This is a genomic window from Kitasatospora sp. NPDC051853 (assembly GCF_044452665.1).
Classification (GTDB): domain Bacteria; phylum Actinomycetota; class Actinomycetes; order Streptomycetales; family Streptomycetaceae; genus Kitasatospora.
Genome location: NZ_JBITBY010000012.1, coordinates 123,820 through 137,120, shown reverse-complemented (window position 1 = coordinate 137,120; position 13,301 = coordinate 123,820). Strand labels below are relative to the sequence as shown.

7 protein-coding genes are annotated in these 13,301 nt (G+C 70.5%); all 7 read right to left on the bottom strand.

Annotated elements, in window-relative coordinates; translation table 11 throughout:
- Positions 1 to 99: 99 nt before the first annotated feature.
- On the bottom strand, positions 100 to 1,443 hold the full coding sequence (locus ACIA8O_RS31010; RefSeq protein ID WP_396297435.1) for an MFS transporter: 1,344 nt from the start codon (positions 1,441 to 1,443) through the stop codon (positions 100 to 102).
- Positions 1,444 to 1,551: 108 nt separating this feature from the next.
- Positions 1,552 to 3,378, bottom strand: a complete 1,827-nt coding sequence (locus ACIA8O_RS31005) for a phosphodiester glycosidase family protein (RefSeq protein ID WP_396297305.1) — start codon at positions 3,376 to 3,378, stop codon at positions 1,552 to 1,554.
- 108 nt (positions 3,379 to 3,486) lie between these two features.
- Positions 3,487 to 3,654 (bottom strand): hypothetical protein, encoded by a 168-nt coding sequence (locus tag ACIA8O_RS31000; protein ID WP_396297304.1) that lies wholly within the window; start codon positions 3,652 to 3,654, stop codon positions 3,487 to 3,489.
- Positions 3,655 to 3,677: 23 nt separating this feature from the next.
- Positions 3,678 to 3,815: a hypothetical protein gene (locus tag ACIA8O_RS30995; protein ID WP_396297303.1), complete on the bottom strand. Its 138-nt coding sequence runs from the start codon at positions 3,813 to 3,815 to the stop codon at positions 3,678 to 3,680.
- Positions 3,816 to 3,835: 20 nt separating this feature from the next.
- Positions 3,836 to 4,189, bottom strand: a complete 354-nt coding sequence (locus ACIA8O_RS30990) for an ArsR/SmtB family transcription factor (RefSeq protein ID WP_396297302.1) — start codon at positions 4,187 to 4,189, stop codon at positions 3,836 to 3,838.
- A gap of 72 nt (positions 4,190 to 4,261) precedes the next feature.
- A complete protein-coding gene (locus tag ACIA8O_RS30985; protein ID WP_396297301.1) occupies positions 4,262 to 4,696 on the bottom strand; it encodes a hypothetical protein in 435 nt (144 codons plus the stop codon).
- Positions 4,697 to 4,791: 95 nt separating this feature from the next.
- Entirely contained in the window at positions 4,792 to 13,239 is an 8,448-nt protein-coding gene (locus ACIA8O_RS30980) for a DNRLRE domain-containing protein (RefSeq protein WP_396297300.1), read from the bottom strand.
- Between the last annotated feature and the right edge of the window lie 62 nt (positions 13,240 to 13,301).

The window sequence follows — 13,301 nt, the reverse complement described above, 5'->3', positions numbered from 1 at the left end:
CGCCGTTGGAATGCGGATTTCGGCCACGCGTGTGCGATCGCGTTCGGAATCGGTGCTTGACAGCCCGCTTCGGTTCGGATCCGGTGCGGAATCGTTCGGTCAACGGTGGGCGGGGCGCGGCCAGCTGTGGTGGTGACGGTCGATCACGTACCGGTGCCCGTGGGCGAATCCGCCCTCCTCCGGGCGCGCGTCGGCCAGGTGCGGGTGGCCGGGCGGCAGGTCGGTGTGCCGGTGCTCCAGCGCCTCGGGGTCACCGGCCGGCCAGAGCCGCACCGCCGCCACCGCCGCGCCGAGCGCCACCGCCCCCAGCACCGCCGCCGTCACCGGCAGCCCGGCCACCACCGCCGACCAACCGGCCAGCGGGTAGGTCAGCAGCCAACAGGCGTGCGAGAGCGAGAACTGCGCGGCGAACGCGGCCGGCAGGTCCGCCTCCGCCGCCGACCGCCGCAGCACCCGCCCGCCCGGCGTCAGCGCCGCCGAACCCGCCGCACCGATCAGCGCCCAGGCCGCCAGCAGCGCCGCCCAGGCCCAACTCCCCCGCCCCGCGCCGAGGATCACCACCACTCCCCCGAGCGCCACCGGCAGCGCCAGCGCGGCGGGCAGCATCACCGCCCGGTCGCTCAGCCCGGCCAGCAGGCGCGGCAGCAGCAGGGCCGCCACCATCGAGCCGGCCCCGAACGCCCCGAGCGCCAGGGTCACCGCCCCGGCCGGACGGTGGAAGTGCTCGCGGACCAGCACCACCGTGTCCACGTAGACCAGCGCCCCGGCCGCGGCCACCGCCAGGTCCAGCGCGAGCAGCGCCCGCAGCCGCGGTGTCGCCCGGAACAGCCGCACCCCGGACACCGCCCGCCCGTAACCGCCCTCCTCCCCCTGGGGGTTCGGCAGCACGACCGACACCACCAACGCCGCCGAGGCGACGAAGCCGAGCGCCGTCCCGGCGAACAGCCAGTGGTACGACACCACCGTCAGCAGCACGGCCGCCAGCGCCGGACTGAACAGCGCCTCCAGGTCGTAGGCCAGCCGGGAGAGCGACAGCGCGGTGGTGTACTCCCGCTCCTCCGGCAGGAGTTCGGGAATCACCGCCTGGAAGGTCGGCGTGAACGCCGCCGAGGCGGACTGCAGCAGGAGCACCGCCAGGTACACCTGCCACACCTCGGTGACGAACGGCAGCGCCACCGCCACCCCGGCCCGCACCACGTCCGCCCCCACCAGCACCGCCCGCCGCGGCACCACCCGCGCCAGCACCCCCGCCAACGGAGCCACCGCCACGTACGCCACCATCTTCACCGCGAGCGCCGTCCCCAGCACCGCCCCGGCCCTCGCCCCGGCCAGGTCGTACGCCAGCAGCGCGAGCGCCACCGTGGCCAGCCCCGTCCCGGCCAGGGATACCACCTGGGCGGCGAACAGCCGCCGGTAGGCGCGGTGTCGCAGGACGGAGATCATCGGCACGCCCCCGTGGGTTCGCTTCGGGCCACTCCCCACCAGCATAGGGACATGTGCACGGCTGCGCACATGTCCCTATGCTGGAATCCGCCCCTCGCCCTGCTCGGACTACGGCTTCTTGACCGCGACCAACGCGTTGGGCAGACGGCGCTCGTACGGGTCGCTCCGGTCCGGGGTGCCCCAGTCGTCCATCGGGTTGTTCTGGAGGACACCGTTCAACACCAGCCCGGTGTCACCGCCGCAGCCCATCGAGAGGGCCTGCTCGGCTCCCAGCCACCGCATCAGCCCGGCCGTCTCCAGGAAGGTCATGCCGACGCTGGCGCTCGGGTCGCGACCGTCCACGGTGACCATCTGGATCTTGCCGTCGGCCGTGATGCCGACCAGCGTCCGAGGATGCCGCTCGGCCGACCCGCTGTTGAGCTTGCCGTTGCCCCCGAGCAGGCCGTTGGCCTTCACGTTGAGGAAGACCTGACCGTCCCTCAGCAGGGACGGGCCGCAGCCGCCCGCGACGACCCCCAGGTCGGCGTTGGTGATGGACTTCCCGGTCGGGGTGTCCAGGATGTCGGCGGACGGCTTGAGCACGGTGCCCACGGCCTGGTACTTCATCAGCCAGTCCCGGCTCGCGCCGATGCCCTGCAGCACGATCTTCCCGTTCGGGACCGGCACCCCGGGCTCGTGCACCCCCTGGACCACCCAGGTGGAACTGAGCAGCAGTTCGAAGGGCTCCGCCCCGAGGTCCGGCGAGACCGCCGGCACCTGGGTGCCCCACTCCGGCCTGATGACCGTGAGGTCGTCCGGGTTCGTACAGGGGAAGTACCGCCGCGGCGCCGCCTCCTCGGGCCTGGCGCTCTCGAAGCCGCAGCCGATGACGTAGCCCGCGGGACGGTTGATGCCGAAGGCCCTGCGCGGGTCGGGCTGCCCGGTGACCGGGTCGGTCGCGGTCACCTTGACCGTGGTGGTGACCTCCCCGATCCGGGCGGGGACGATCGGGCCGGCCTGGTTCGCCGGGTTCCTGCCGTTCAGCACCAGGGCGCTGCGGCCGTTGTTGGCCTCGCTGTCGATCCGGTTGTTCCGCACCTGGACGCCCTGGACGTCCCCGGTGTAGGTGTCCGGCGCGGGCACCCCCGGCTGGTACTTGCCGGGCACGCCCTCGGAGGCGTTGATCCCGACCACCGCACCGCTCGCCCTCACCATGTCCCGCACCGAGTTGGGGTTGGCTATGGTCCCGCCGAAGGTGCTCTGGACGTTGTACTTCGCCGGGTCGACGGTCACCACCCGCACCGACCACGGCCCGGTCGTCGGGCGCCCGTCCAGGGCGTCGTAGAGCACCCGGGCCGTGTAGCGCACCGGCTTGCCGTCCACGACGACCGGCTGACCGTCCTTCAGCACGTACCCCAGGTTCCCGCCGTCCTGGAAGGCCGCGGCCTCGGCCTTCGAGCCGAAGCTCCCGACCCGCACGGCCCAGGCCACGGGCGCGTCGGCCGCCGGGACGTCCCCGGCCCAGCCGTCCGCGGCCGTCGGGGCGGAGACCGGCACGGCGCGCGCCACCCCGGCCAGCGCCGGCACGTCCTGGACGAGCTTGGCCACCTGCGCGTCCGCGTCCGCCTTCCGCGTCTTCAGGACCTCGGTGCCCCCGGGCTCGTAATGGACCGACAGGGTCCAGTGGTCACCGGCCGCCTCACCGTACGGCGCGCCCGAGGGGAAGCCCTGGGTGTACGTCCGGTAGGTGATGCCGTCCGCGATCTGCTGCGGCCCCTCCTTCGGCCAGGCCACGGTCCACGTCCGCGGGTCGGCCGGATCGTACGGACCGATCGGCATCTGACCCGGCGGCAGAGCGCTCAGCGGAGCGTCCGTGGCGAAGGAGCTCGACGGCACCGCGACGGGCACCATGCCCAGCACCAGCAGCGCCGGAAGCAGGGAGCGGATCTTGCGCATGTTCACCCTCGCGGTTCGTACGACAGGAGAAGGACCGGGCCACCTCGTCCGTGACCGCCGATGATCTTCCCACGCACACCCCCGAGGGCCCGCACCCTCCACAGAGCGTCAGCCGACCACCAGGACCGAGGAGAGCTCCGACACGTCGAAGCCGCCCCTCGCGAACTCCCCCACCAACTCCCGCCGTTCCTCCGTCAGCCGCGGCCTCCGACGACCGGCCCGGTACGCATCGACCACCGTCCCGGCGGCCTCAGCCGACCCGAACCGCCGCGCCATCAGGTACGCCGGCCCACTGACCGTCAGTACCAGTCGAAGCCCTCACCGAGCACCTCGGCCACGAGACGCCGCGCGACGGCGGGGGCCGTCCACTTCGCCATGCCGCCGCCCCTTCCGTCCGTGTTCGGCGACTCCCCGCCCCGTTCCGGATGATCCCGCACCGCCCGGAACCACCGGAGGTTCAGTCGTGCGGCGGCAGCGCCCCGATCTGATGGTCCGCCACGTTCAACGCCTCGTCCACCAACCGCCGCAGGTGCCCGTGCCCCAACGCGTACACCACCCGCCGCCCTTCCTTCCGCCCCACCACCAGCCCGGCCGCCCGCAGCTTCGCCAGGTGCTGACTGACCGCCGTCCGGGCCGCCCCGGTCGACTCCACCAGCGTGGTGACGTCCGCCTCCCCGCGGCCCAGCCGCTCCATCAACGCCAGCCGCGTCCGGTCCGCCAGCAGCCCGAGCACGGTGGCGGCGACGGCGATGCGGTCGGGGCCGGGCGGATGCGAGTGGCGTGCAGTTGCGACATGGTGGCCAACGCTCATACAGCCCATGCTATGCCGGGAAAAACCGTGCGCGTGGGCGAACGTGATGGCCTCCGCCGTTCAGCTCGATGCTCACTCCTTTCCCTCTGCTCCGCCGACCTGACGAGCGAAGACCGGCAGCGGCTGGGCCTGAACCCACGGAGTGCGGGCGACGAAGAGCTTCAGGACGTCGGACACGCTCTGCGTGAACTCCAACGGCGCGTCGAAGGGAAGGTCAGCCAGATGCCCGGAAATGAAGGACATTCTCAATTGAAATGCCTGGTCGTCGTACCAGACGTACACGGTGCCCGGCCGACCCGATCCATCGGTCGCCGCATCCTGCAACCAGGCATCAATGGCATCGTTCACGACTGCGGCGAGTTCCTCCTGGTCCACCCCCAAGGCATCCGAATCGAGCGTGAAGCACTCGAGGTTCTCGATGGCCTCCTCGAAGACGTCTCCTTCCCCTCGCCAGACACCGTATCCGGCCACTTCTTCGACCGTCTCCACCAGACTCCGGAATTCCATCCAGCTCCTCCTTCTCGCACAACCGACGATGGCGGTGCCCGCAGACCATGCGAGCACCGCCATCAGCTACATCGGACTAGCCGTCCGAGGGAACTTTACCTTCTCCGGACAACCTTGCCCTTCTTGCCCTTGTGCTTCTTGTCGGCGTAGGTGCCGCAGACGCAGGCGTCCTTGTGATGGACAAACTCCTTCTTCACCTTGCGCATCACCTTGAACCGGATCTTGGCGTGGCCGGCAGTGTCGGCGGACCACCAGAAAACATCACCGTTCCGGTCCGGCTTCTGCTCGTGATAGGTGTGGCCACCCTGTCGCTCGACCCGCCCGGTGCTCCTCCTCGAGGTCAGCTTCCACGGCCGCTTCACCGCACCGTGGATCGGGCAGACCTCGGTGCTGTTGTGCGTGACGATATCGCCGCCGGCCCCGTCGGAGACCGTGAAGGTGTGCACGTTGCCGACGTTGAGGTTGATGACCAGCTGCTCGGCCACCTCACCCTCGTCGACGACGGTGACAACCTCGCTGCGCCGACCGTTCGCGGCAATCAGGTGGTCACCGGGCCGGATGTTCTCTGCCTCAGTCCACCCCTTGCCATCCACCCAGATGGGATGGTAAGCGGTCGCACGAAGACCGGGGGTCTGCCCGTCGGCGTCCGTCGAGATGTCCACCATGTGCTTCGTGGCGTAGGTCGTGAAGACCGCGACCACCGGCTCGGCCGTGGTCCGCCCCGTCACCGGATCGGTGGCGGACACCAGGTCTCCCACTTCGATGTCACCGATGGCGACGTACGAGCCGTCGGCCATCAGGACCGGTGTCTGCTGGTCGAAGGAGTTGCAACCGGACCGTCGGACCGCGTTCCTGACGGAACGCACCGTGGCCCGATAGGCGTTCCTCGCCACCGAAGCTGCCCGGCCGACGCGAGTCGCGGCCCTGGTGGCCTTCACGGCGGTGAACCCCGCCTTGACGGCCGTGTTGGCTCCTACCAGGCTGGCGGCAGCCGTGACGGCCATCTCGGCGGCCTTGGCCCAGTTGCCGGTCGCCGCGTACGACACCGACGAGACCGCTGCGGCGATGCCGCCGATCGGACCCGGGATGTAGGACGCGACCTCTGCGACCTTGGCGACGACGTTGAGGACCTTCTTGAAGGAGAAGCCCCAGTTGCCGTCCAGGTCGGTGCAGTTGACCGGGTCGCCCGAGCAGTAGTCGTACGGGCTGGCGTTGCCGCCCGGCTGCGGGTCGACCTGGAGGAAGCGGCCGAGCGCCGGGCTGTAGAGGCGGGCACCCATGAGGATGTCGCCGTCCAGGGCCTCGGCGGAGCGCTGCTTGCCGCCGAGCCAGCCGTAGCGGACCTTGGCCTGGCCGTCCTGCGGGATGCCGAACTCGTCGAAGTCCAGCACCACCGGAGTGGTCAGCGCGGTGTCGGTGGTGACCACCACGCTGCCCTGGAGGTTGGTCAGCTGGAGCCGGACGTCACCGGTCTTCGAGGTGGTCGCCGAGAGGTCGGCGTCCGGACCGGAGACGTTGCGGGTCAGCGTGCCCTGGGTGGTGTCCTCGATGACCCAGCGGACCTCGTCGCTGTCGTCACCGTAGTGGTTGAGCTTGGAGGTGGCGTTGGCCCAGGAGCCGTCCGCCTGCTTCTTGCTCGTGGTGAACGCGGTCAGACGGTGGGCGATGTCGACGGCCCACTCCTGCTTGTCGTCCCCCTTCACCTGGGACGCGACCTTGTCGTTCGCCCAGTAGGTGTTGGTCGCGCCGGTGCTGGTGGTGACGGTCCGTCCGAAGGCGTCGTAGCCGAAGCCCTGGTCGGTGATCCGGTCCGCACTGTCGTAGGTGTGGTTCTCGGCGACCGCGTTGTCCGTCGAGCAACCGGTGGCACTCGTCGGCGAGGTCAGCTTGGACGTCCGGTTGGAGTGACCGTCGAAGGAGTACTGACGCGTCACGCAGCCGGCCGCGACCGTGGTCTGCTCCGCCTTGGTCAGACGACCCAGACGGTCGTAGGTGTACGCACGGGTGGCCGCCGACGAGGTGTCCTTGGCGACCGCACCCTGGGTGGAGAGCTCGATGCTCTGCGACCAGACCACCGCGCCGTCCGACGCCCTGGTGTAGCTACGGCCGGTCGCACTGCCCACCGCGTTGAAGCTGTCCTTGCGGACGATGCCGCCCGGGTAGGACTGCTCGACCAACTGGCCGTCCGGACCGTACGTGGCGGTGAACTCACCCGCCAGACTGTCGTTGACGGAGGTGACCAGACCGCGCGGTTCCTTCGTCCGGTCGTAGGTGTAGGTGGTGAAGCCGGTCGGGTCGGAGACCTTGGTCGGCTTGCCGAACTTGTCGAACTCCGTGGTGGTGGTGCCACCGTCGGCGTCCGTGTAGGAGATCAGCCGACCCAGGGCGTCCTGGTTCCGGGTGATCGACTTCTCGGCCGCAGTGCCCTTGCCGGAGTACGTCTTGACGATGTCTCCGGTGGCCTGGTCGTACTCGGTGGTGACCGCCGGGAGGGCCTTGCCCTCGTCCGAGGTGATCTCGGTGGACAGGATCCGGTCCGCACCGTCGAAGACGGTCACGGCCTTCCGGGTCTTGCCCGCGTTGGTCTCGGTGGTCTCCTCCGCGTCGCCGAACCGGGAGTAGCGGGTGATCCGCTTGACCGGCAGGGTGGTCGGCATCCGGGCCGAGTCGGCCCCGACGATGGCGCCGCCCGGGCCGGTGGTGCAGGGATTGCCCGCCCACTCCGGACGGTTGCCGCACGCCACGTCGTCGGCGTTGGCACCGGCGGTGTAGAAGACGGTCTTCACCGTCGAGGCGTCCGCGCCGGCGCTGCCCGGCTTGCGCGACTCGAGCGCGTGGCCCGAGGCGTCGTACTTGATGGTCGCGGTGAGCGCCTGGCCCGCCGCGTCGGTGGTCACCGAGGTCGGGGTCTTCAGGACCCAGCCGGAGGTGCCACCGATCGGGGTGCCGTAGCCGTTCTTGGTGACCCGGAGCTCGGCATCGGCGGCGTAGCCCTCGATCCGAGCGCCGTCGGTCGAGGTGGTGACGAGGTGGTAGGCCTGACCGTCCGGCTTCCCTTCGTCGTAGGTGTTGGTGTTGTGATCCCGGACCAGCACCGAAGTACCCGCGAGGATGGTCGGGTTGACGGTGGTCTTGGTCAGGGTGAAGGTGTCGAAGCCGGCGTGGAACCGCTCGCCGGTGGAGGCGGCGTTGGTGCCGGTCACCAGCATCTTGAGCGAGTGGTCACCGCGCGCCAGGTGGATCGGCGCACCCGTGGTGAACGGCGCCACCGCCGGAGTCGCGGAGTACTCGTCGATCGGGGAACCGAGGTTGGTGCCGTCGATCGACAACTGCACGATGCCGTGGTCGTTGTACCGGGTGAGCTGGCCGCTGAGGACGTAGTCGCCCTCCTCCGGCACGCTCACCCGCACCGTGTCCTCGGCACCGGCCGCCGTGCCGCGCAGACTCAGCTGCGCACCACCCGACCAGGTCAGGCCACAGCAGTCGGCATCCATCTTCAGCGGGTAGTTCGCACCCAACTGCGGAAGGGTCTCCGCCTCCGCCGTGACGACGACCGGGTTGGTCTGGCCCGCCATGGTCTCGGCGAGGGTCGCCCGGTAGAGCGGACCGAGCGTCTCGGCGACGTCCTGACCGTCGAGGGTGTAGGTGGTGCGGGAGTCGAGCAGCCGCGCCCGGTCCGCCGAGGCGGTGGGCAGGCCGAGCTCGGCCTCGAAACGGGTGGTGTCGGGGTGCTTGCCGAGCGCGATGGAACGGTTGGTCGCCTCGAGGGACCTGACGACGTGTCCGAAGCGGTCGTACTCGCTGGTGTCGATGTCCCCGTCCGAAGTCACCGACGGAGTGGCGGTGTTGACCTCCTGCCCGGAGGCGTTGAGGTAGTGGACGGTGGCCGGCTTGTAGCCGTCCTGGCCCGGGGTGGTGGCCGAGGCACTGTGCGTGCCCGGCTCGTCCTCCGGCCCGAAGACCGCCGTCGCATCGGTCGGCGCATCGGTCTGCGCCCACTTCGCGACATCCGCACCCGCCATGTCGTACGGACCGCCCGCGCCACGGGTCAGCGGCACGCCGTAGACCACCTTGGTCGCGATCTCGCCGTTGACGACGTCCTTGCTGCCCGTCGCCAGGGTGCCCCGGCGGACCTTCAGCAGCCGACCGGCGTCGGGGTCACCGACGGCCTGGCCGTAGTCCACGTTCCACGGCAGCTCACCGACCGGGCTGAGCTTGGTGACCCGACCCGCGGCGTCGTAGGTGTACGAGGTCTTCAGCGGGGTCGCCAGACGCGGGTCCCAGACCTGCGCCAGCCGGCCCTGCTCGTCGTACGCGTAGTGCGCGACCTCCACGGCCTCCTGCTGGGAGGTGGCCGGGTTCCACGACCAGACCTTGACCGAGCGGACCCGGTCGACGTAGTCGCCGGGGGTGCCGGCCACGGCCGTGGTGACGACCGGGTAGTCGTAGTCCATGACCTCGCAGCCGCGCGGCAGCGGGTTCAACGTGCAGCCGTTGAGGTCGTCGACCCCGGGCTCGACCGGTGCGATCACGCGCTTGGGCAGCGAGCGCCCGTCGGTGGTGTCGTAGGAGTACCGGGTGGTCGACGCGGCGTCAGGACCGGTCTCCGTCGTCACCTGGTAGACCTCGGAGCCCGCCTGACGGGAGAACAGCGTGTACGAGCCGTCCAGCTCGGAGAGCTTGTACGCGGTGCCGTTGGTCTGGAGGTCCCAGATCTGCCAGGAGCCGCCCCAGCAGGTCCAGATGGTGCCGCCGAGGTTGGCGTCCAGGCACTTGCCGGACTGGCCGTTGACCAGCGACTTGTTGGCCTGCAGGCGCCACTGCTGGTTCGGGCTGCCCGAACCGCAGGTCCACAGCACCATCCGGGTGTTGTCAGCGGTGGCGCCCCACGGGTTGTCCAGGCAGTAGCCCATGATCTTCAGGGACAGGTCGGCCCCGTAGGTCCACTGCTGGTTCGGTGCACCGGTGCAGGTCGCGTACTGCAGGTTCACGCCGTTGGCCGGAGCGCCGTTCGGCACCTCCAGGCACTGCCCGAAGGAGGTGACCAGCGCACCGGCCGGAGCCGGGCTCGCGGTCAGGGTCAGCGACTCCGCACCGGGCTCCGGGAAGAAGGTCCCGTCGGTGCCCTTGGCGAAGGTGGTGACCGAGTCGTCGGTGTGCTTGATCTCGACCAGGTCGGACTCCGGGAAGGAGAGCGACCGGTACTCGGAGCCGGTGCCCGCGTCGGGACCGCCCGCCCACTGCGGGCCGAACGGGGCGACGATCTCCTTCAGCGAGATGTCGTCGAAGAAGACCTCCTTCCCGCTGCCGCCCACGTTGCCGTTGTAGAGCCGGAACCACGCCTCGGTGGCGTCCTTCGGCACGACCATGTCCAGCGTCAGCTGCTGCCAGCCGTCCGTGAACGAGGCCTTCGACGAAGCCGTCTCGCCGTACGTGCCAGCGTTCTTGTACACACCCACGATCCGCAGACCGCGGTGCGGCAGCGCGCTGGTGTCCAGGCCTGTCGCCGACGGGACGTAGATCCAGGCACTCAGCCGGTAGGTCTTGCCGGGCTTCATGCCCTGGCCGAGGGTGTACTCCGGGCCGACCGCCGCGAAGGAGTCCCAGCCGCTCGCGGCCGGCACCACCCGCAGCGAGTCGGTGGAGTTGTCGTGGCCGCGCACCGTCGAACGCTCCACCGTCGCCTGGCCGGCCGTGAAGCCGGTGGTGTCGGTGGAGACCTGACGCTGATTGGCCGTCAGACGCTCGCCCTGGGTCTCCCAGCCACGGCCGAGGCCGCGCGAGGAGAAGGTGCGCTTGACCGACATGCCGAACTCGTCGGCGTCCGTGACGTCGGTCGAGTAGTCACCGGTCAGCAGGTTGACCGAACCCGGTCCGACCTCGGAACTGGCCGCGCCGTCCGCGTTCTGGTCCACCGTCATGGTGTTCCAGCCGGTGGCGACACCGGCGCCGGAGCCGTCCTCGGGGAACATCAGCGCCCGGACCTGGACCACACCGCCGACGTTGCCGAGGGTGTCGACCACCGTCCAGTTGGCGTGCGTCCCCAGGTCTGCCAGGCGCGGCTTCGGGTCGGTGACCGGGGTGTTGTCGGCCTTGGTGAGGTTGGCCAGCGGCACGTTGTACTCGGTGGCGCCCGGGCCACGGCGGTACTGGTAGACCACCCGCTTGAGGTCGGCCTGCGCCTCCACCGAGAGCTTCACGCGCTTGGCGGACTGGCTGCCGTCGACCGGCGAGGTCAGACCGGCCCGGCCCACCTGGAAGGCGAAGCTGGTGGCGTCGGAGAGGTTTCCGGCCCGGTCCTTGGCCTGCACCTTGAGGGTGTGCTTGCCGTCGGTGGCCGGGGTGATGGAGGTGGTGATCGTCTGGTTGGCGGCGACCGTCACCGGCGCCCCGCCGTCCAGCGTGTAGACGAACCCGATCAGGTCGGTCTGGCCGGCCACCGGCGTGAAGGTGAACTGGCCCGCCTGTCCGGCCCCGCCGTGCCACAGGCCGTCGGCCGGGTAGGTGGGCGAGGTGACGAACGGCGCACCGGGCTTGACGGTGTCGACCACGAACGCGGTGCCGACCCAGCCGGACTGCGCGTTGGCGTCGGAGACCCGGCCCCAGATCGAGTAGGTGGTGTCCTCGTCGAGCTTGGCCACACCGAGGTCGGCCGGCGTCACCTGGAGGTAGGTGCCCGCGGGCACGGTCCGGTAGATGCCGTTGACGAAGGTGGAGCCCTTCCAGAGGTCGACGTTGACGCCGACGTTGCCGCCGTCCGCGTCGGCCGCCAGCACCTGGAAGCGCGGGGTGGCCGAGCTGGTGTAGGCCGGGTTGCCCGGCACCGACGGCAGCACGTCCATCGAACTCGGCGTCGGCGGGACGGAGTTGTACGTCACCGACAGGTAGGGCGGGTAGGCGCCCTCGGAGGAGTAGAAGCGCTTCCAGGCGTAGGAGTCCGACTCGTTGTCGGCCTTCAGGCCCAGGGCGTTGTAGTCGTTGGAGTTGGCGGCCCAGGCGGCGGCCAGGTTCTTGACGTCCGCCTTGACCCAGCCGCTGCCGTCACCGTTGGCGCACTGGTACGCGTCGCCGGTGTCGGTGTCGCGGGTGTCGAAGGACCACGCGTACTCCTGGCCCCAGGCCGGCTGAGCCGTCCAACGGGTGCCGGTGGAGGCGTAGTTGGTGTTCCAGACCTCCCACTCCTTGGCCGTGCAGGAGAAGGAGTGGTAGTTGTACAGGTTCAGCGTGGCGCCGAGGATCTGCTTGCCGCGGAACCCGTACGTCGGAAAGTGCAGGAACGAGCGGGCCACCGTGGTGCCGCCGTCGTACGTGCCGACCTTGAGGTCGGTCGAGGACGACTGGTCGGTGGTGGTGCCCTTCTGCACGAAGGTGTCGAAGTTGGTGCCCAGGTCCACCGTCGGGTCGATGGTGACCGGGTACTGGGTCTTCGGGTCCGTGAGGAACGCGGCGTCGGCGGTGAACACCAGCTCGGCGTCCGCACCCTGGCCGCGCAGCTCCATGGAGACCGCGCCGCGGTTGAGGTGCTCGCCGGACTTCTCGTCCACGGCGGCGTCCCACATCACCGGGGCCGGAACCTTGACGGTGGGCTTGTGGCCGACGTGGTCCACCAGGTGGATCGAGCCGTCGTCCTGCTTCTCCACCGCGTAGCCGGTGGTGTCCAGCGGGAGGTTGAGCGTCCCGGCCTGGGAGACCGCGTTGCGGTCCTTGACCACCAGGAACTGCTCGAAGCCGGTCCGGGTGGCCTCCAGCACCAGGTCGACGCCCGGGCGGGCGTTGACGTAGGTGGCCTTGTTGCCGGACAGCTTGGGCTTCGGGAGCTTGCCGAGCCAGCCGAGCTCGACCTGGGCCTCGCCGTTGCCGACCTTCACGAGGTCGCGCTCGGCGGGGGCGGCCGGGGTCTTCGGGTCGGCGGCCGGTGCGGCGGCGCGCAGCGCCGAACGGGCGGCGTGCTGCTGGGCGGTGGCCGAGGCCGTCGCGCCGGGCGTCGCCGTGGCGGAGGCCGTCGCCGACGGGGAGGCCGACAGGGGTGCGGTCTCCTTCGCCGTTGCGGACACCGAGGCCGACGCGGACGGGGAAGCGGCCGCTGACGGAACGTTGGCCGGCGCGGCCGGGGTGGTGCCCGGCAGGGCGTCGCCGATCTGGACGGCCGCGTCACCGCCGGAGAACTTCAGGCCCTCCGGGTGCGCCTTCGGCGCGACCGCGCCGTCGGCCGTCTCGACCAGGGTGGTGTCCACCGGGACCCACGCCTCGCCGACCTTCATGCGGACCGGACCGCCGGCCACCTCCTGGGTCAGCGTGCCCTCGGGGTTGGCCCAGAGCGTGGTGTTCTCGGTCCGGGCCCCGGTCACCTCGATCCGGCGCTTGTTCAGCCGGGCGGCGAGCAGTGCTGACGCCTCGTCAGGAGCCTCGTTGACGGGCGAGGCCACCGGCGGCTTGGGCTCGGCGGCAGCGGTGGAGGCGGGGGTCAACGCACCGAGCGCGACGCCGGTCTCCACCACCAGCCCGAGTGCGGCGAGCACGGCTATTCGCCGCACCCTGCGCACAGAGAAGGCTCCGCCCGCGTACGCGTGCGAAGCCTGGGAATTGCGTAGCAAAGCTACTCCCA